General features: G+C 66.4%; 18 protein-coding genes and 1 pseudogene. 10 read left to right on the top strand and 9 right to left on the bottom strand.

Annotated features, from left to right (window positions below; all coding sequences use genetic code 11):
* The first annotated feature begins 10 nt into the window (after positions 1–10).
* From serB to MAAFP003_RS30090, 5 genes and pseudogenes are all read left to right on the top strand, one after another.
* Entirely contained in the window at positions 11–1,246 is a 1,236-nt protein-coding gene (gene serB / locus MAAFP003_RS07785; RefSeq protein WP_096285836.1) for a phosphoserine phosphatase SerB, read from the top strand.
* Between the two features lie 58 nt (positions 1,247–1,304).
* Positions 1,305–2,195: an ABC transporter ATP-binding protein gene (locus MAAFP003_RS07790; RefSeq protein ID WP_423790862.1), complete on the top strand. Its 891-nt coding sequence runs from the start codon at positions 1,305–1,307 to the stop codon at positions 2,193–2,195.
* Positions 2,192–3,007, top strand: a complete 816-nt coding sequence (locus MAAFP003_RS07795) for an NUDIX hydrolase (RefSeq protein WP_096285840.1) — start codon at positions 2,192–2,194, stop codon at positions 3,005–3,007. The genes MAAFP003_RS07790 and MAAFP003_RS07795 overlap by 4 nt, the downstream gene beginning before the upstream one ends.
* Positions 3,004–3,660: pseudogene (locus tag MAAFP003_RS07800) on the top strand (enoyl-CoA hydratase); the annotation flags it as partial. The gene MAAFP003_RS07795 and the pseudogene MAAFP003_RS07800, both read left to right, overlap by 4 nt.
* A gap of 171 nt (positions 3,661–3,831) precedes the next feature.
* Positions 3,832–6,000, top strand: a complete 2,169-nt coding sequence (locus MAAFP003_RS30090; RefSeq protein ID WP_423790863.1) for a PPE family protein — start codon at positions 3,832–3,834, stop codon at positions 5,998–6,000.
* A gap of 673 nt (positions 6,001–6,673) precedes the next feature.
* On the opposite strand, the gene MAAFP003_RS07810 is transcribed toward MAAFP003_RS30090, so the two are convergent.
* The 4 genes from MAAFP003_RS07810 to MAAFP003_RS07825 all read right to left on the bottom strand — a co-directional run bounded on the left by MAAFP003_RS07810 (position 6,674) and on the right by MAAFP003_RS07825 (position 8,671).
* Entirely contained in the window at positions 6,674–6,988 is a 315-nt protein-coding gene (locus MAAFP003_RS07810; RefSeq protein WP_096285841.1) for a hypothetical protein, read from the bottom strand.
* A gap of 76 nt (positions 6,989–7,064) precedes the next feature.
* Entirely contained in the window at positions 7,065–7,379 is a 315-nt protein-coding gene (locus MAAFP003_RS07815; RefSeq protein WP_096285843.1) for a hypothetical protein, read from the bottom strand.
* Positions 7,376–8,206 (bottom strand): hypothetical protein, encoded by an 831-nt coding sequence (locus tag MAAFP003_RS07820; protein WP_133160832.1) that lies wholly within the window; start codon positions 8,204–8,206, stop codon positions 7,376–7,378. Before MAAFP003_RS07820 ends, MAAFP003_RS07815 begins: the two co-directional genes overlap by 4 nt.
* A 165-nt stretch (positions 8,207–8,371) precedes the next feature.
* Positions 8,372–8,671, bottom strand: coding sequence for a hypothetical protein (locus MAAFP003_RS07825; protein WP_096285847.1), 300 nt, complete (start codon positions 8,669–8,671; stop codon positions 8,372–8,374).
* Positions 8,672–8,752: 81 nt separating this feature from the next.
* Between MAAFP003_RS07825 and MAAFP003_RS07830 the strand changes: the two genes are divergently transcribed.
* The 3 genes from MAAFP003_RS07830 to MAAFP003_RS07840 all read left to right on the top strand — a co-directional run bounded on the left by MAAFP003_RS07830 (position 8,753) and on the right by MAAFP003_RS07840 (position 11,653).
* Positions 8,753–9,715 (top strand): class I SAM-dependent methyltransferase, encoded by a 963-nt coding sequence (locus tag MAAFP003_RS07830; protein WP_096285849.1) that lies wholly within the window; start codon positions 8,753–8,755, stop codon positions 9,713–9,715.
* Positions 9,673–10,905 (top strand): THUMP-like domain-containing protein, encoded by a 1,233-nt coding sequence (locus MAAFP003_RS07835; protein WP_423790887.1) that lies wholly within the window; start codon positions 9,673–9,675, stop codon positions 10,903–10,905. Before MAAFP003_RS07830 ends, MAAFP003_RS07835 begins: the two co-directional genes overlap by 43 nt.
* Before the next feature lie 64 nt (positions 10,906–10,969).
* Positions 10,970–11,653, top strand: a complete 684-nt coding sequence (locus tag MAAFP003_RS07840) for an esterase (protein ID WP_096285851.1) — start codon at positions 10,970–10,972, stop codon at positions 11,651–11,653.
* A gap of 5 nt (positions 11,654–11,658) precedes the next feature.
* Here the strand turns inward: MAAFP003_RS07840 and MAAFP003_RS07845 are convergent, their stop codons facing one another.
* The gene (locus tag MAAFP003_RS07845) at positions 11,659–12,984 is read right to left on the bottom strand and encodes an outer membrane protein assembly factor BamB family protein (protein ID WP_243393948.1); all 1,326 of its coding nucleotides are present in this window, start codon (positions 12,982–12,984) and stop codon (positions 11,659–11,661) included.
* A gap of 88 nt (positions 12,985–13,072) precedes the next feature.
* On the opposite strand from MAAFP003_RS07845, the gene MAAFP003_RS07850 reads away from it, so the two are divergent.
* Together MAAFP003_RS07850 and MAAFP003_RS07855 are read left to right on the top strand one after the other, a co-directional pair.
* Positions 13,073–13,810 carry an acyltransferase gene (locus MAAFP003_RS07850; protein ID WP_096290960.1) on the top strand — a complete coding sequence of 246 codons (738 nt, stop codon included), beginning with the start codon at positions 13,073–13,075 and terminating at the stop codon, positions 13,808–13,810.
* 47 nt (positions 13,811–13,857) lie between these two features.
* The gene (locus tag MAAFP003_RS07855; RefSeq protein ID WP_243393821.1) at positions 13,858–14,166 is read left to right on the top strand and encodes a hypothetical protein; all 309 of its coding nucleotides are present in this window, start codon (positions 13,858–13,860) and stop codon (positions 14,164–14,166) included.
* A gap of 3 nt (positions 14,167–14,169) precedes the next feature.
* Here the strand turns inward: MAAFP003_RS07855 and MAAFP003_RS07860 are convergent, their stop codons facing one another.
* The 4 genes from MAAFP003_RS07860 to MAAFP003_RS07875 all read right to left on the bottom strand — a co-directional run bounded on the left by MAAFP003_RS07860 (position 14,170) and on the right by MAAFP003_RS07875 (position 18,774).
* On the bottom strand, positions 14,170–14,724 hold the full coding sequence (locus tag MAAFP003_RS07860) for an anti-apoptotic protein (protein WP_096285855.1): 555 nt from the start codon (positions 14,722–14,724) through the stop codon (positions 14,170–14,172).
* Between the two features lie 137 nt (positions 14,725–14,861).
* Positions 14,862–16,193, bottom strand: coding sequence for a cryptochrome/photolyase family protein (locus MAAFP003_RS07865; protein WP_096285857.1), 1,332 nt, complete (start codon positions 16,191–16,193; stop codon positions 14,862–14,864).
* The gene (locus MAAFP003_RS07870; RefSeq protein ID WP_096285859.1) at positions 16,193–16,672 is read right to left on the bottom strand and encodes a TspO/MBR family protein; all 480 of its coding nucleotides are present in this window, start codon (positions 16,670–16,672) and stop codon (positions 16,193–16,195) included. The genes MAAFP003_RS07865 and MAAFP003_RS07870 overlap by 1 nt, the downstream gene beginning before the upstream one ends.
* Positions 16,669–18,774, bottom strand: coding sequence for an MMPL family transporter (locus tag MAAFP003_RS07875; protein ID WP_096290962.1), 2,106 nt, complete (start codon positions 18,772–18,774; stop codon positions 16,669–16,671). The genes MAAFP003_RS07870 and MAAFP003_RS07875 overlap by 4 nt, the downstream gene beginning before the upstream one ends.
* Between the last annotated feature and the right edge of the window lie 52 nt (positions 18,775–18,826).

Here is an 18,826-nt window from a genome sequence, read left to right on the forward strand (position 1 = left end):
CCCGTCTCGGGTGAAGACACCACCTAAGGTGTCGGTGCTCATCACCGTCACCGGAGTGGATCAACCGGGTGTAACGTCGGCGCTCTTCGATGCGCTTTCCGGGCACGGAATCGACCTGCTCAACGTCGAGCAGGTCGTCATCCGGGGCCGCCTGACGCTCGGGGTGTTGCTCTGCTGCCCCCCGGAAGTCGCCGAAAGCATCGTCCTGGGCGACGACGTGGAGGACGCCATCCACGCGGTCGGTCTCGACGTCACGATCGAGCGCAGCGAGGCCGTGCCGATCATCCGCGAGCCGTCGACGCACATCATCTACGTGCTGGGCCGACCGATCACGGCAGGGGCGTTCGGCGCGGTGGCCCGCGAGGTCGCAGCGCTCGGCGTCAACATCGAACTGATTCGCGGCGTCTCCGACTATCCGGTGACCGGTCTGGAGCTTCGGGTCTCGGTGCCGCCCGGAGCCGACGGCCCGTTGCGGACCGCGCTGAACAAGGTGTCCTCCAGCGAGGGCGTCGACGTCGCGGTCGAGGACTACAGCCTGGAGCGGCGGGCCAAACGGCTCATCGTGTTCGATGTCGACTCGACGCTGGTGCAGGGCGAGGTCATCGAGATGCTGGCGGCCAAGGCCGGTGCCGAGGGTCAGGTCGCCGCGATCACCGAGGCCGCAATGCGCGGCGAGCTGGACTTCGCCGAGTCGCTGCTGCAGCGGGTGGCCACCCTGGAGGGCCTGCCCGCCACCGTGATCGACGAGGTCGCCGACCAGCTCGAGTTGATGCCCGGCGCGCGCACCACCGTGCGCACATTGCGGCGGCTGGGCTATCACTGCGGCGTGGTCTCCGGCGGGTTCCGGCGCATCATCGAACCGCTGGCCGAAGAGCTGATGCTGGACTTCGTCGCCGCCAACGAGCTCGAGATCGTCGACGGCAAGCTCACCGGGCGGGTCGTCGGCCAGATCATCGACCGGCCCGGAAAGGCCAAGGCGCTGAGGGACTTTGCGCAGCAGGCCGGGGTGCCGATGGCGCAGACCGTCGCCGTCGGAGATGGCGCCAACGACATTGACATGCTGTCCGCGGCGGGGCTGGGCGTGGCGTTCAACGCCAAGCCGGCGCTGCGGGCGGTCGCCGACGCGTCGCTGAGCAGCCCGTACCTGGACACGGTGCTGTTTCTGCTCGGCATCACCCGCGGCGAGATCGAGGCCGCCGATGCCGTCGACGGCGAAGTGCGCCGCGTCGAGATTCCGCCCGAGTAGGTGCGCACTGGACCGACCCGGCAGCCATCACACACTCGCGGTACGGCACGATGATCGGGTGCCCGAAACCGGTCCCGAAAGCTCCGAAACCGGCCCCGAAACTGGCCCCGAAACGGGCACTGCCGTAGCCGATCCCGATCTGCTGATCGACTTCAGAAACGTCTCGCTGCGCCGCGGCGACCACGTCATGGTCGGGCCGCTGGATTGGGCCGTCGAACTCGACGAGCGCTGGGTGATCATCGGCCCCAACGGGGCGGGCAAGACGTCACTGCTGCGCATCGCCGCGGCCGCCGAGCACCCGTCGACCGGCATCGCCTTCGTGCTCGGTGAGCGGCTGGGCCGCGTCGACGTGTCGGAGTTGAAGGCCCGGATCGGGCTCAGCTCTTCGGCTTTGGCGCAGCGGATCCCCACCGACGAGGTGGTGCGCGATTTGGTCATCTCGGCCGGATACGCGGTGCTGGGCCGCTGGCGCGAGCATTACGAGGAAGTCGACCATCAGCGCGCCCTGGACATGCTGGAGAGCCTGGGCGCCGAGCACCTGGCCGACCGCACCTACGGAACGCTGTCCGAGGGAGAGCGCAAGCGGGTGCTGATCGCCCGCGCGCTGATGACCGATCCCGAGCTGCTGCTGCTCGACGAACCCGCCGCCGGCCTGGATCTCGGCGGCCGCGAGGAGTTGGTGTCCCGGCTGACCGACCTGGCTGCCGACCCCGACGCGCCCGCCCTGGTGTTGGTCACTCACCACGTCGAAGAGGTTCCGCCGGGCTTCAGCCACTGCATGCTGCTGTCGGAGGGACGGGTGGTGGCGGCGGGGCTGCTGGCAGATGTGCTGACCGCCGAGAACCTCTCGACCGCTTTCGGTCAGTCGATCGCCCTGGACGTCATCGATGGGAGGTACTTCGCGCGGCGTGTCCGCGCCCGCGCGGCCCATCGGAGGAGGCTGGAATGACCACCACCCCCGCGCCGCCGCCGACCCGGCCGGCGGCCCCCGTGATGCTGATCCGCGGCGTGCCCGGCGGCGTGAAGACCTTCCTGATGCGACGGCACGCCAAGATGGAGTTCGCCCCCGGCACGATGGTGTTCCCCGGCGGCGGGGTCGACGACCGCGACCGCACCGCCGATATCGCGTGGGCCGGCCCGGCGCCGCAGTGGTGGGCGCAGCGGTTCGGCATCGACACCGAGCTGGCCGCGGCGCTGGTGTGCGCGGCGGCCCGGGAGACCTTCGAGGAGTCCGGGGTGCTGTTCGCCGGGCCGGCCGATGACCCGGACGGGATCGTGCGCGACGCCTCGGTCTACGCCGATGCCCGCCGCGCTCTGGACGACCGAACGTTGTCGTTCGCCGACTTTCTGCGGACCGAAAACCTGGTGCTGCGCTCCGACCTGCTGCGGCCGTGGGCCAACTGGGTCACCCCGGAAGCCGAGCGGACCCGCCGCTACGACACCTATTTCTTCGTCGGCGCGCTACCGGAGGGCCAGCGGGCCGACGGGGAGAACACCGAATCCGACAGTGCCGGCTGGTCGACGCCGCAAGCCGCGATCGACGACTTCGAGGCTGGACGCTGCTTCTTGCTGCCGCCGACCTGGACCCAGCTGGACTCACTCGCCGGGCACACCGTCGCCGAAGTGCTGGCCGTCGAGCGCCAAATCGTCACGGTGCAACCGCATTTGGAGATCCAGGGGGACAACTGGATCTTCGAGTTCTTCGACTCCGACCGCTACCACCAGGCCCGGGAAAAGGGCGGCATGGGGTGGCGGCATTGAGCGAGTTCGTCCACGTCGTAGTCAGCGACGGCTCGCAGGACGCCGGCCTGGCCGTCCTGCTGGTGTCGCGGCCGCCGACCAACACGATGACCCGGCAGGTCTATCGGGAGATCGCCGCGGCGGCAGCCGAGGTCGCCGAGCGCGACGACGTCGCCGCGGTGATCTTGTTCGGCGGGCACGAGATCTTTTCCGCCGGTGATGACATGCCGGAGGTGGCGACGCTGAGCGCCGCCGAGGCGGACAGCGCGGCCCGCGTGCGTGCCGACGCCGTCGAGGCCGTCGCGGCGATCCCGAAGCCGACCGTTGCGGCGGTCACCGGCTACGCGTTGGGCGCGGGTCTGACGTTGGCGCTGGCCGCCGATTGGCGGATCAGCGGCGACAACGTGAAGGTCGGGGCGACCGAGATCCTGAACGGATTCGTCCCGGGCGGATTGGCCCGGTTGACCCGCGTCGCCGGCGAGAGCAAGGCCAAGGACCTGGTGTTCAGCGGGCGCTTCGTGGACGCCGAGGAGGCCCTGCAGCTGGGCCTGATCGACGAGATGGTGGCCCCCGACGACGTGTACGACGCCGCGGCGAACTGGGCGCGGCGATTTCTCGACGGCCCCCGCGATGCCCTGGCCGCTGCCAAGGCCGGCATCAACGCCGTTTTCGATTAGCCGGCGGGGCGGGTGGACCTAGATCGCCGGTCGCGTTTTGGCACGCGCTTCCGGCTACACAGCGGCAGCTAGGCGACTGCCGTGTGAAAATCCCGTTACATGGCGACAACCGTGCTGACAGCCCGGCGTTCATCACTGAAAATCCTCTGAAAAAGGAAAGAGATCGGTATGGACTTCGCATTGTTGCCGCCGGAAATCAACAGCGGTCTGATCTATGCCGGGCCCGGATCGGGGCCGATGTTCTCGAACGCGGCAAGCTGGTCCGCGCTGGCTGCGGAGCTGGAGTCCACGGTGACCGGCTACTCCTCGACGGTTGCGCAGCTGACGGGACAAGCGTGGACAGGGACGTCTTCGGAACTGATGACGGCCGCGGTGACCCCCTACGTGGAATGGCTGCAGGCCAGTGCCGCGGCGGCCGAGCAGACCGCCACCCAGGCCTACGGTGCGGCCGCGGCGTATGAGGCGGCCTACGCGATGACGGTGCCACCGCCGTTGATCGCGGCCAACCGCGCGCGGTTCATGGCGCTGGTCGCCACCAACTTCCTCGGGCAAAACACCCCGGCGATCGCGGCCACCGAAGCCGAATACTCGGAGATGTGGGCCCAAGACGCCACCGCGATGTACGGCTACGCCGGTGATTCGGAGACCGCGAGCACCCTCACCTCGTTTGACGAACCGCCGCAGACCACCAACCAGAATGGGCAGCTCGACCAGGCGCGCAGCGTGACCCAATCCGTCAGCAACGCCGTCAGCCGTCGCGGCGGGGGCCCGATACAGCCCGTCTCGCCCACCACCCCCACGGACGGCACGAGTGGCACCGTCGGTACCACTAATGGCACCGTGAGCGGCACCACCAATGGCGCCGTCGGTACCACCACCAATGGCCCCGTCACGACCACCTACATCACCAACACCGTCAATGTCACGAGCACCAGCCCCTACACCGTCGGAGCCAATCAAATCGTCATCGTCCAAAGCGGCGGCGCCTTCGACGTCCAATCCGGTGGCACATTAACGATTAACTCCGGCGGCACCCTCGAAGTCGCCTCCGGTGGCGCCATCAACGTCGAATCCAACGGCGCCCTCGCCAACGCCGGCACCCTCTCCGTCGACGGCACGCTCACCAACGCCGGCGCCCTCACCAACACCGGCACTCTCACCGTCCAATCCGCCGGCACGCTCACCAACACCGGGACCCTCTATGTCAGCGGCACCCTCGCCAATGGCGGTACCCTCACCAATTCCGGCACCATCACCGTCCAGTCCGGTGGCACCCTCGAAATCCAAGTCACCGGCACCCTGACCGACAGCGGTGCCCTCAACGATTACGGCACCGTCACCCTCGACTCCGGCGGCTCCCTCGAAACCGGCGGTACCGTCAACCTCGACTCAGGCGGTTCCATCACCGTCGAACCCGGCGGCACCCTCACCGACTCGGGCACGCTGATCCAGTCCGGGGGGAACCTGACCGTCAGCCCTAACGGTACTTTTGAGGTCAGCCCCAGCGGCTATGTGTCCCTTGACGGTGGCACGTTCAGCAACGGCGGTACTTTGAACGTCGACTCGGGCGGTTATCTGGCCGTCAGAGAAGGCGGCACCTTGATCGACTCCGGCCACATCACTGTCGAGGCCTACGGCGGCAACATCACCAACGCCGGCACCGTGACCGTCAACCCCAGCGGCGGTATCACCGTGCAGCCCGGCGCCTATATGACCACCGAATCCGGTGCCACCCTCACCAACTACGGCGCCATCACCGTCCAGGACAGCGGCACGTTCAACAGCTACGGCGTCGTCGCCGATTACGGCACCATCAACGTCCAGTCCGGCGGCAACGCGTTCCTCCTCGACCATGGGTCCGTCGTCGTCGAGTCCGGTGGCTCCCTCACCGACCAGGTTGGTGGTGGCATCACCCTTTACGACAACAGCGCCCTCGATGTCCTATCGCATGGCACCCTGACCGATTCCGGCACCTTCACCGACTGGGGAACCGTGACGGTCCACTCCGGCGGCACCCTGACCGAGAACGGCTCCCTCTACGTCAATTACAGCCTCGTCGATTCGGGCACCGTCACCATCAACCCCGGTGGCACCCTCGAAGTCGCCTCGGGCGCCACCCTCAACGTCGACCCGACCGGCACCCTGACCATCTCCACCGGCAGCGGCCTCACGGTCGACTCCGGGGGCAGCGTGCCCGTCGCGTCGGGGGGCATCCTCAGCCTGGGCTCCGGCGAAGTTGTCTCCGTCGGTTCCGGTGGCTCTTATGGGCCTGGCGGCATCATCGGTCAAGTCGTCGTGTCGCAAGCGACCGACCCAGCGTGGCACAACACGTCGTAGCCGAACCGTATGAGTTGCGCCGTTTTCGATTAGCCGTGCCAACAGGCCGTTAGGGTCTTGGCATGTGTGTACCCTGCCGACTCGATTGATCATCGTTCGTCAGCATGCGCATTGAAGTCGAACCCAGGCCACAACACACTGCTGTAGCTGAGCGATCTGGCGTCTTTGTCAGGGATGCGTAATAGCGCTTTTACGTCCCGAAATCGCGACGTCTCTTCGGTCAAGGCAGCGGTACTCGCTTGTGAATACGCACCGCGTCTTCCAAAGACAGCCCTACCCTGCTCACCCTGTCGTCCAGTAGGCCTCTGGTGTCGGCCAGAGACCGTCGCGGCTTAATCGTCATTAAAAGAAAAACTTCTAAGTCGACTATCGCATTTGTATCCATCGCTCACTCCACTACTTCGGCAAGAACTGAAGGCAGGGCTCAGTCCCAGTACATTGATGACGATAGAAACAGACCCCAGATGAATCGCGCGCCGTAACGCTCTCCCTTCCATGGAGATTCGTATTCTTCGTATCCAGGCGTATATTCATCGAACAGGGGCCACTTGCCGCGGAGGGTCAGGGGCGAAAATGCTTCGCGAACTCTGCGCTGTACACGCTCCAGGTGGGCATCTCAATTGGGGAAGCGACGCTCAGTGAATCATGCCGTGTATGCGAGTACCCCGAAGACTCAATCAGTTCCGTCTTCGCCCGCGGTAGCAGTAAAGTCAAATCCGGGCCACAAGGCGCTGCTGTATTTTAGTGACGAAGCATCCGGACCGACGATGCCCAGCAGCTTCTTCACGTTCTGAAAACGAGAGGCCTCGTCGCCAAGAGCTTCGGCCACTCGCTCATGAATATTCTTCGCCTGCTCGATTGTGAGCTTGTTTTCGGCGAGCTTGGCTTCCAGTAGAAATTCCTTACCAGCCATTGACATTCGCACTTTCATCGTCATAAGCAAGTGGATCTCGAAGTCAATTACCGGCTGCATAGAAATCGCTTTCATTTCCTATTTATTCACCTGCCGATGGGTCAAACTGCTTGTGATTAGCACCCGTGGCGACGGCCCCAGAACTCCATCGCTAAGGAGATGAGTCACGGAAGGCAGTGATTAGCTCCGCCACGATGCCTTGCACGTCGGTCTCTTCTTCAGGGCTCAGCTGGAAGCGTCCTTCAGCAAGCGCCAACGCATAAATAATTTCAAGCTGACCCCACTGTTGGCGCAATGTTTTCGTCCAGGATGGATTCGCGATGTCGCTAAGAGTGCGGATTATCGACTTGAGATCTCGATCTAATTGCTCGAGTTCTGCGAAACCTCCGACGTAATTCTGTAGACATTCTGTCGCCAATTGCCGGAGTAGGGTAACGCGGTCACCTGAACTCGCCTCAGTCGTCATCGCAGATCTCCATAGCTTACTGTGACAATCGACCCACTCGGAGCTTGTACGACACTAATATTGTTGGTGGGATCATAAAACACAGTTGTGCCTCCTCTGCTGGGCGCCGACAAGCCGGTTCGAAGAACGTTGTTGACGACACTCGCAGGAATGCCATCACTTTGCATTTCGTCGAGTGCGTGTCCGCTGAAGGATCTTCCATCAATCACCGCGGGAGCGTTTGTTCCGCGCGGGACATCCATCGGGCTGCCGCGCTTGCCGGTAGGGGCGGACGGTTGTGGTGGACCTTTTCCGCCGATGGGACCGCCGCCGCCCTGGACCGTTCCCGTTTTCGGATCGAACTGCGTCGGACCCGGCGAGACCGGCTCGAATGGCCCGTGCGCGGGCTGATCGGTGTAGGGGTCCCATTCGTGGTCCAGCTTGAAGCCGGCGCCGAGCGCCCGAGCCACGGCCGGCGCTTGCGATTCGGCGAAACTGACAGCACTCAGAGGTGCGCTGGCGGTGGTGATTTTGGCGGCGATCGCTTGGTCGTGGGCGACGAGCTGTGCGGCGCGTTGTCGGAGGTCGGCGGCGTACACCTGCGCTTGCGCCTGAGCGGCCACACTGGCTCGTGGTGGCGTTACCGAAAGATCTTCGCCCACAACGTATCCGGCACTGCTGGCTTCCTCGACCGCATCGAGAACGCTGCGCTTGGCGGAATCGAGGCTCTCGGCTCCTCGGCGCGCTATCTCAGCGGATTCGTGCAGGACATCGGCCAGTCCTCGTACCTTGACCAGATCGGCGAATGCTCTCTCCTGTGCGGCCTCGGCGGCGACGCCCTGCCACACCGTCCCGCCCGGCGACACGGTAACCCGATGAATCGAACTGAATGAGGACTCCCAATGCTCGGCGGTGGCTTTCCAGTCCGTCGCCGCACTTTCCAGGTGGGCGACATCCCAGGCCTGGATCTCCGAGAGGGACGGAACCCCCACGCCGCCGGCCCCCGCCACCGGTCACACCCGGGGTATCGAGGCGGCGATTGCGGCGGCCTGTTGCGCACCATCGGTGTCCGTCATGGCAAACTCGGCGCCCGCCATGGCCGATTTGACCGCGCTTGTTTGCGCTCGTTGGGCTAATACCGCGATCACGCCACCAACGGCCGCATGGGTAGCGCCGACGGCACCCGATGTCGCCTGGATCGGTAGCCCAACTTTGGGCAGCCCAGTCGCGGCCACCAGCTCCGCCGACACCGTCTCGCAGTGTGCCGCCAATACCTGCAGCCCCTCAGCACTGACCCGAAGAACGTCAGCCACGGTGCTGAGTTTAGGCCGCTGCCGCCGATTGGCACTTCACCTCGTGCCGCGCCAATCCGCCAGGCAGTTAGGCTGCCCTGCATGACCGAAGTAACTCCGGCTGCGCAGGTGACGGCCGACCAGGTCGAAGCCGCGCGGCGCGACACCAAGCTGGCCCAGGTGCTCTATCACGACTGGGAGGCCGAGACCTACGACGACAAATGGTCGATCTCCTACGACCAGCGCTGCGTGGACTATGCCCGCGGACGCTTCGACGCGGCGGTGCCCGATGAGGTTCAGCGTGAACTTCCCTACGATAACGCCCTCGAATTGGGTTGCGGCACCGGATTTTTCCTGCTCAACCTGATCCAGGCCGGCGTCGCACGGCGCGGGTCGGTCACCGATTTGTCTCCGGGCATGGTCAAGGTCGCCACCCGCAACGGGCAATCGCTGGGCCTGGACATCGACGGCCGGGTCGCCGACGCGGAGGGCATCCCGTACGAGGACAACACCTTCGATCTGGTGGTCGGGCACGCCGTGCTGCACCACATCCCCGACGTCGAGCTGTCGCTGCGTGAGGTGATCCGGGTGCTCAAGCCCGGCGGACGGTTCGTCTTCGCGGGCGAGCCGACCAAAGTCGGCGAGGTTTACGCCCGGTCGTTGTCGACGCTGACCTGGCGGGTGGCCACCAACGTCACCAAATTGCCCGGCCTGGGCGGCTGGCGGCGCCCACAGGTCGAGCTCGACGAGTCCTCGCGCGTCGCGGCGCTGGAAGCCATCGTCGATCTGCACACCTTCGCTCCGGAAGATCTCGAGCGGATGGCGACCAACGCCGGCGCGGTAGAAGTCGGCACCGCCAGCGAGGAGTTCACCGCCGCGATGTTCGGCTGGCCGGTGCGCACTTTCGAGGCATCGGTGCCGCCGGGACGCCTGGGCTGGGGCTGGGCGAAATTCGCCTTCAACGGCTGGAAGACGCTGAGCTGGGTCGACGCCAATTTCTGGCGGCACCTGGCACCGAAGGGCTGGTTCTACAACGTGATGGTCACCGGGGTCAAACCCTCCTGAGTGCTGGCCTGCGCTTCACCACCCGCGACGTCGATTACCTGCGCTCGGATTCGGGTGTCGCGGCGCTGGCGGTGGTCGCCGAATTAGCGCTGACCGACGCCACCCGGATCGCCGATATCGCCGCCGCGCGGGCCCGCTTCGGTGACCGGACACCCGTGCTGGTGGAGACCACGTTGCTGCGCCGCCGCGCCCCCGAAAAGCTGGGGAAGTTGGGTGACGTGTCGACTTGGCTCTTCACCGACGAGGCGTTGCAGCAGGCGACCGCGGCGCCGGTGGCCCAGCACCGGGCCAGGCGATTGAGCGTCTCCGGGGCAGTCGTCCACGATGCGACCTGCTCGATCGGCACCGAACTGGCCCCGCTGCGCGACGCGGGCGTCGCCGCGGTAGGTAGCGATATCGACCCGGTGCGGCTGGCGATGGCGGCCCACAATCTGGGGTCCGGCACGATTCTCTGCCGCGCCGACGCGCTGCACCCGGTGACCCGCGACGCGATCGTCGTCGTCGACCCGGCACGCCGCAGCGGCGGGCAACGCCGGTTCAACCCGGCCGATTACCAACCGGGACTGGGCGAGTTGATTGACTGCTACCGGGGCCGCGATCTCGTCGTAAAGTGCGCTCCCGGAATAGATTTCGAGTCATTAGGACGGCTCGGCTTCGACGGCGAGATCGAGGTGACGTCGTATCGCGGCTCGGTGCGGGAAGCGTGCCTGTGGTCGGGCGGGCTTGTCGAGCCGGGTGTCCGCCGGCGCGCGACGGTCCTGGACCGCGGCGAACAGCTCACCGACGCCGAGCCCGACGAGTGCGCAGTGCGCGCAGCCGGGCGCTGGATCGTCGACCCGGACGGCGCCGTGGTGCGGGCCGGGCTGGTACGCCACTATGGCGCACGGCATGGCCTGTGGCAACTCGACCCGGACATCGCCTACCTGTCCGGCGACAGCCTGCCGCCGGGCGTGCGCGGCTTCGAGGTGCTCGAGCAGCTGGACTTCGACGAGCGCCGGCTGCGGCAGGTGCTCTCGGCGCGCGGCTGCGGTGTGCTGGAGATCCTGGTGCGTGGTGTGCAGGTCGACCCCGACGCGTTGCGGCGACGGCTGCGCCCGCGCGGCAGCCAATCTCTGTCGGTGGTCATCACCCGCCTGGGTTCCGGGTCCGCCGCCCGGGCGACGGCGTATGTCTGCCGCCCGTCGTATTAGCGCCCTGTACGCTGTCGGCGGTCACTTTCCGGGGGACCTTTTCGTCGACGGGGACAATCGAGTTATGCGCTATCTGATCGCGGCCGCGGTGCTGGTCGGCACTGTTCTGCTGGGCTCACCCGCAGCCGCCGACCCGCCGTCGTGTGCCAGCGTGGGCGGCACCGTCGGGGACGGACAGCTGTGTCACATCCGCGCGAACGGGCCGAACTACACGCTGAACATGACGTTTCCGGCCGACTACCCCGACCCGCAGCCGTTGATCGACTACATCACGCAGAACCGGGACGGATTCCTCTCCGTCGCGCAGACGTCCGGGCCTCGCGACCAGCCGTACCAGCTGGAGGCGACCGCGGAGCAGCACTTCGCTGGTCAGCCACCGCACAACACCCGCAGTGTGGTGCTCAAATTTTTCCAGGACGTCGGCGGATCGCACACGTCCACGTGGTACAAGACGTTCAACTACAACCTCGGGACCAAGCAGCCGATCACCTTTGACAACCTGTTCGCCCCCAACACGCCGGCGCTCGAGGCGATCTTCCCGCTGATCCAGCGCGACCTGCAACGGCAGAACGCGTTGGGTGCAGCCATCTTGCCGTCGTCGGGCCGCGACCCGTCGCACTATCAGAACTTCGCGATCACCGACGATCAGCTGATCTTCTACTTCGCACCCGGGGAGATGCTGCCCGCATTCGCCGGCCCGTGCCAGGCCCAGGTGCCGCGCAACGCGATCCCGCCGCTGGCCATCTGACGGGTTCAGGCCGGGACGAAGCCGTATACCTGACCGTCGCTGGTGGCTGCCACGACCCGCCGATCGTTGCCGATCGCGAGGCCGACGGGATAGCCGGTGGCCGCGGGGAGCGGATAGCTGTTGATGGTATGGCCGTTGCCCGGATCGAACACCAGCAGCGACATGCCGGGAGCATCATCGTGCGGCGGCCCGCTCACCACCGCGTAGCCGACGCTCGGACCGGCCAGGCCCGCGGCCGACAACGGCGTGACGTCATCGCGCCGCCACACCTGATCGCCGTGATCGCCGGCGTCCTTGAAGGCCGTCAGCTTGGTGTCGGGTCCACCGCCGGAGACGATCAGGCCCTGCGGGGTGATCGCAGGCGGCGTCTGCGCCAGGAAGCCCAGCGGCGCCGACCACTTCGGCTTCCCGTCGGCGGAGTTGAGCGCCCACAACCGTTGGTCGCGGCCGTTGACGTAGACGGTTGATCCGTTGGCGGACAGCACCGGGCTGCCGATCACCCCGGCGGCAACGGCGTCGCTGGTCCACTCGCGGGTCATCAGGGGCGTCTGCCCTCGGTGGTATTTAAGCCCGACCAGTCCCGCCGCCGGGGCGGCCGGCTGCCACACACCGAGTACCGCCATGCCGCTGGTTGCCGAGAAGGCGGGGGCCGCCGCGACCGGGCAGCCCTGCCGCGCCGGGGCGCAATCGGCCAGCCCGCGCGTCGCGTCCGTCGGGTCGATCCCCTCGACCAGGTCCAGCGGACTGCCGACCACCATGCCGCGGTGTGCGTCGAAAACCAGCACCTGTCCCAGGTGTGTGCTGACCAGAAGTTGGCCGTCGGCGAGAAACCTTGGGGTGGAAGGCATTCCGATCACTGGCTGGCGCCAGCGCGTCCACTGCGTCACCGGGAACGACAGAAAAGCGCCCGGCTGGCCGACGTAGAGGTTGTCGAAACCGTCGAACAGGGGACCGCCGACGCCGCCGCCCTGGAACAGCCGCACACACCAGCGTTGCCGGCCGTTGTCGTTGTTCTCCCATTCCATCAGCGAGCATCCGGCCGGGGTCTGCGCATTCAGGGCGAGGTAGTTGCTCGAGCCCAGTGCGGGTCCGGCTCCGAGGCTGCCCTTGACCGACCGCGTCCATTGCAGCGACAGCTTGGTGGCGCCGGCGGTTGTCGTGTAGCTGCTGTTGGCCGCGTCGGCGTATTGCGCCGACCAGCCCGGCGCCGCCGCCGCTTCGACCCACGAGTCGGTATTGCCGCAACCGGCGAGCCCCGCCGTGAGCACGGACGCGAGCGCCGCAGCTGACCAATGCCGGAGTTGTCGGGCAAGCACCTCGATTTTCCAAATCCTTTCGGCACGCGGGTCGCTCGGTACAGGTGAGGGTAACCCGTGGCGGTTCGCGCACTGTCGATTGACCGGGTTAGGCTTTCCGGCTGTGACAAGCATGTGGGGAGCCCCGGTACACCGCCGCTGGCGGGGCCATCGGCTGCGAGACCCACGTCAGGCCAAGTTCTTGACGATGGCCTCGCTGAAGTGGGTGCTGCGCAACCGTGCCTACACGCCGTGGTACCTGGTGCGCTATTGGCGGCTGCTGAAATTCAAGCTGGCCAACCCGCACATCATCACCCGCGGCATGGTGTTCATCGGCAAGGGCGTGGAGATCCACGCGACACCCGAGTTGGCGCAGTTGGAGATCGGCCGCTGGGTGCACATCGGCGACAAGAACACGATCCGCGCGCACGAGGGCTCGCTGCGGTTCGGCGACAAGGTCGTGCTGGGCCGCGACAACGTGATCAACTGCTACCTCGACATCGAGCTCGGGGATTCGGTGCTGATGGCCGACTGGTGCTACGTCTGCGATTTCGACCACCGGATGGACGACATCAACCTGCCGATCAAGGATCAGGGCATCATCAAGTCCCCGGTGCGGATCGGCCCGGACACCTGGGTCGGGGTCAAGGTGACCGTTTTGCGTGGCACCTCGATCGGGCGGGGCTGTGTGCTCGGCTCGCACGCGGTGGTGCGCGGCGTCGTTCCCGACTATTCGATCGCGGTCGGTGCGCCGGCCAAGGTGGTCAAGAACCGGCAGTTGTCCTGGGAGAGCTCCGCCGCGCAGCGGGCCGAATTGGCCGCGGCCCTGGCCGATATCGAGCGCAAGAAGGCCGCGCACTGACCTCACCGGGCCAATACGGTCCCGCGCCGACGCGTCCCGGCTGGGACGTGGCACTGTCCGTCGTGCTGATGGTCGTCGCCGTCGTCGGCTGGGGGGCGACCGCAGGCATGGAATTCATGTTCCTGGCCTTCACCGATTACTGTCCGCCCGAACACTGCAGCACCGACCGGGCAGCCACCTCCGTCCTGCTGTCGGTTTCGGTGGTGGCCGCGGCGACGGTGCTCGGGTGTATCGCCACGGTCATCCGGCTGGTGCGCCGACGGTCGGGCTGGCCGTACGCCGTCGCGACGCTGGCCATCTCCGCGCTGGCCGAATTGCTGGGCGTGGTGGGGTACTTCGCCGCGGTCGGTTACTGACCCCTAGGGCGAGGACGGCGCGTCGTCGACGACGAAGTGATAGTCGACCGTGCCGGCGTCAACGCCGGTGACGGAAACATTCACGCCGTAGTTCTGGCCTCCCGTGACAAGGCGGCACCGCAACGTCGCGCCCTGCACGCCCTTGAGGTTGTCGGGACAGGTCACCGATTCGGGCTTGGTCCCGACCTGTTGGGTGATGTTGTCGCTGATCGCTTTCTCGACCTGGGACTTGTCGACGGTCTCCACCATGTCGAATTTGACGTTGCTGCCTTCGACGCTGGTCACGGTGACGTTGACGCCGTAGGAGGCGCCCTTGACCATCATCGAGCAGTTCAGCTGCGCACCGACCTTCGCGGGCAAATCGCCGGGGCAGTCGACCGAATCGGGCTTATTGCCCTGAGCGTCGGTCAACTTCTGGGTGATCTGGCTTGCGACGTCCTTCTTGTCCACCGCGTGCGACGACGACGAACCCACCGAGCACGAGCAGGCGCCGGCGGTGGCCATCAGACCCGCCGCAGCAACAGAAATCAGTAACGTCCGAACGATCGAGTGGGCCATATCGCCTCCCTGGCGCTTTGACTTGACGACTGTGAATCGGCTGATGATTACATGCGAAATAGGTATGGGAAGCCGATTTCGGCAAAAGATTGTCTCGGCCTGCCCTACAGTGCGGACGCCAGATCAGAGCGTGGTGGCTAGGAGCCGATGTCCTGGTACCGGCGCAGCGCCTCGGCACGCTCGGTGCCGTGGTCGACGATCGGTTCCGGATACCCTTGTGGCCGTTCGCCTTTGCGTAAGTGCACATCCTCCGCGCCGCGCAGTTCGGGCAGCCAGTACCGGATGTAATCGCCTGCGGGATCGAACTTTTGGCCCTGGGTGGTCGGGTTGAAAACCCGGAAGTACGGCGCGGCGTCGGTGCCGCAACCCGCGCACCACTGCCAGCCGTGCTGGTTGTTGGCCATGTCGCCGTCGGTGAGCTGGTCCAGGAACCACTCGGCACCCCATTGCCACGGCAGATGCAGGTCTTTTACCAAAAACGACGCGACGATCATCCGTACCCGGTTGTGCATGAAGCCGGTCTCGTGGAGTTGGCGCATGCCGGCGTCGACGATCGGGAACCCGGTCCTGCCGGCCTTCCACGCTTCGAGCCGACGTTTGGCTTCCGCGCCCGTATCGGTCTGGATGCCGTCGAAGTCGCTGTTCCAATTGCGCCAGGCGCTGGCCGGCCAATAGTGCAACACCCCCGCGTAGAAGTCACGAAAGGCCAACTCCCGCAAGTATGTCTGCGCTCCAGCTGCACCCAGGTTCATCGCCGCCACCATGGTGCGGGGATGGATGGTGCCGAACTTCAGATGGGCCGACATTCGGCTGGTGCCCGGCAGGTCCGGCCGGTTCCGGTCTTCGGCGTAGCGCTGCAGCCCGTCGTCGGCGAACTGCTTCCACTGCGAAAGTGCCGCCGCCTCACCGGTTTCGAGACCCAGCTCGACGCCGGGGTCGGGGATCGCGCACTGTTTGACCACGTGGGCCGGGTCGAGCCAGCGGGCCGAATCGGCGCTCGACTGTGCGGGTTTGCGCCATCCTTCTTCTCGCCACTTCCGCAGAAACGGGGTGAACACCTTGTAGGGCTCACCGTCGTCTTTGGTGACCCGACCGGGAGACACCAGATACGGCGATCCGGTCGCAACCAACGGCACCGAACCCAGTGCGGCGCACACCTTTTCGTCGCGGCGTTTTCCGTAGGGCGCGAAATCCTCCGAAATGTGCACCGCCGTCGCGTCGATCTTCTTGGCGATGCGGGGAATCTGCTCCTCGGCGCGGCCTCGGGTCACCAGGAGCCGGCCGCCCAGGTCGTCTTGCAGTCGTCGCAGCGTGTCACCCAGGAACTGCAGGCGGCGCTGACCCGACGAGTTCTCGAGCCGGGGGTCGACCACAAAGCAGGCGAGCACGTCCTGCGATTCGGCCGCGGCGAGCAGCGCGGGATGATCGCGCAACCGCAGATCGCGGCGAAACCACAAGAGGGCAGGCACTATCGGTTCAGCCGCCAGATGTGGGTGGACAGCACAGTGGCGAACGCACACCACAGCGGGTAGGGCGCCAGGGCCGCGCCGGCGCGCGGGTCGGCCGCGGCGGCGCGACGGGCGAGATCGGCGCTGCTGACCGTCAACGCGGCCGCACCGAGCACCGCCGCCCCGAGTTTGTGAAAACGGAAGAACAGCCAACTCCATCCGGCGTTGAGCAGCAGGTTGACGGTGAGGGCGGCGGCATAGCCGCGCGCCTTGTCGTGTTGTCCCGCTGCGCGGAACTTGTCCACGGTCACCGCGGACGTGGTCGCGATGTCCGCGTAGAGCGCGGTCCACACGATAGGGAAGGCGACGCTGGGCGGCTGGTATGCGGGTTTGCGTAGTCGCGTGTACCACCCGGGCACGCGTCGGGGGCTGGCGATGCTTCCGGTGCCCGCGGCCACGGCTACGGCAAGCGATGTCACGGCCAGAGTTGAGCGCTTCACAGCGTACTCCGTTCATATTGGATCGAATTGCGCTGTTGCGCAATGACTGTCGTTTCAGTTGGCTTTGCAGGCCACCAGATGCGATCGCCCATGAGGGCGAACAGAGCGGGTATGACCAGCGTGCGCACCACAAAGGTGTCGAGCAGGATCCCGAGCCCGACGATGATCCCGAGCTGGGTCATCACGATCAGCGGCAATACTCCCAGCACACAGAACACGGCGGCTAGAACGATTCCCGCGCTGGTGATCACGCCGCCGGTGGCCGACACGGCTCGAATCATGCCATCGCGTGCCCCGTGCCGCGCCGATTCTTCACGGGCGCGGGTGACCAGAAAGATTGTGTAGTCCACGCCGAGGGCGGCCAGGAACAGGAACGCGAACAAAGGGGTGCTGTTGTCCAGGGCCGGAAATCCGAAGACGTGCTGGCTCGTCCAGCCGCCGAGGCCGAGCGCCGCCAGCGCGCCGAGAATCGTCGCGGACAGCAGGTTGGGCGGGGCGAGCACCGAGCGCAGCAGCACGAACAGGACGACGAGTATCACGATGAGGATCGCCGGGATCAGCGTCAGCCGGTCGTGCAGGGCGGCGTCGCGGACGTCGAGGGCTTGCGCGTCGGATCCGCCGACCAGCGCAGCGGGGGAGGCGGATTTCGTCGAATTGCGCAGTGCGGCAATGGTGGCGAATGCTCGGTCCGACGAGGGCGCGGCGCTGATCACCACCGACCATTTCGTCAGGCCGGAGTTCGACTGACCCGCGTCGGTCACCGACACCACACCGGGAGTCGCGGCGATCGCCGTGCGCACCTGGGCTGCCTGGGAGCGGGGGGCCACGACCAGCGTGGGGTTGGCCAAGCCGGCGGGAAAATGCGCGGCCACGATGTCGTAGCCGGACACTGAGTCGGCTTGCACCCGGAATTGTTCGGTCTGCGACAAGCCGATTCGAGTCCCCAGCAGCCCGCTGGCCAATGCCGCCAGCACCGCTATCGCCACGACGGCGACGACGGCGGGACGACGGGCCACCTGTTCGGCGACCCGGTGCCACGCTCCGGCTTCCAGAGTGTCGGCGCCGTCGGGCCGGGGAATCAGGGGCCAGAACAGTCGCCGGCCGCACAGCGCGAGCAGCGGAGGCAGTACCACCAGGACCGACAGGGCCGCGATGACCAGGCCGCAGGCTGCCAGCGCGCCCAGGCTGCGGGTGCTGGGGGTCGACGCGAACAGCAGGGTGAGCAGCGCCAGCACCACGGTCGCATTGCTGGCGAGGATCGCCGGTCCCGCTCTGCGCACCGCGAGGCGCAACGCGTCGCGGTGGTCGGGGTGGCTCCGAAGTTCTTGCCGGTATCGGGAGATCAGCAGCAGCGCGTAGTTGGTGCCCGCCCCGAACACCAGCACGCTGGTGATCCCGGAGGTCGCGCCGTCGAAGCTCAGGCCCGTTACTGACGACACCGAGGTCCCCACCGCCGCCGCCACCCGATCCGCGAAGCCGATCACCAACAGCGGTGCCAGCCACAGCACCGGTGAGCGGTAGGTGGCAATCAGGAGCAGCGCCACCACGGACGCGGTCACCGCCAGCAGCGTGATGTTGGCGTCGGTGAACGCGTTGGCGATATCGGCGCCGAACGCCGGGCCTCCGGTGACGTGGTCCCGCAGATCGGCGGGCAGGCCGTCGTTTGCCGCGGTGCGCAGCGCTGCGACTCCCTCGTTGAGGACCATGCCGGATAGATCCGCGCGGATGGTCACGAGGCCGATGGCCGCCTTGCCGTCCGCCGACACCATCGGCGGCTGCATGTTTGCCGCCGCGAACGGTGCGACGACGCGCTGCATCCGGTCACGGGCGGCCCGGGTCGCGGTCACGTCGGCGGAGTCCAGCGGGGCGCCGTCGACACGGCTCACCACCAACAGCAGGGGAGCCTGATCGCCGCCGGGGAATTGCCTGGCCAGGGCGTCGACTTTGGCCGAGTCCGAGTCGCTGGGTAACGACAGCGGCGCCTGCCCGGCCGATGCATTTGCGCCGATCAACACGATCAACCCCATGCCCAGCAGGGCCGCTGCCAATCCCAGCCGCCACGAGCGACGGTTGCTCACCCACGAGGCGAGAGTGTTCGACATCGGCACCATTATTTCAGTCGATTAATCATTAATCAACTTAACATTCTTGGTA

It is taken from the genome of Mycobacterium ahvazicum, assembly GCF_900176255.2.
GTDB classification, from domain to species: domain Bacteria; phylum Actinomycetota; class Actinomycetes; order Mycobacteriales; family Mycobacteriaceae; genus Mycobacterium; species Mycobacterium ahvazicum.

Bases quoted from the DNA above. Each gene is read 5' to 3' on its own strand.
- MAAFP003_RS07860 (WP_096285855.1), bottom strand. From the start codon at position 14,724: ATGGCCCACTCGATCGTTCGGACGTTACTGATTTCTGTTGCTGCGGCG.
- MAAFP003_RS07810 (WP_096285841.1), bottom strand. From the start codon at position 6,988: ATGAAAGCGATTTCTATGCAGCCGGTAATTGACTTCGAGATCCACTTG.
- MAAFP003_RS07815 (WP_096285843.1), bottom strand. From the start codon at position 7,379: ATGACGACTGAGGCGAGTTCAGGTGACCGCGTTACCCTACTCCGGCAA.
- MAAFP003_RS30090 (WP_423790863.1), top strand. From the start codon at position 3,832: ATGGACTTCGCATTGTTGCCGCCGGAAATCAACAGCGGTCTGATCTAT.
- MAAFP003_RS07795 (WP_096285840.1), top strand. From the start codon at position 2,192: ATGACCACCACCCCCGCGCCGCCGCCGACCCGGCCGGCGGCCCCCGTG.
- MAAFP003_RS07840 (WP_096285851.1), top strand. From the start codon at position 10,970: ATGCGCTATCTGATCGCGGCCGCGGTGCTGGTCGGCACTGTTCTGCTG.
- MAAFP003_RS07830 (WP_096285849.1), top strand. From the start codon at position 8,753: ATGACCGAAGTAACTCCGGCTGCGCAGGTGACGGCCGACCAGGTCGAA.
- MAAFP003_RS07875 (WP_096290962.1), bottom strand. From the start codon at position 18,774: ATGTCGAACACTCTCGCCTCGTGGGTGAGCAACCGTCGCTCGTGGCGG.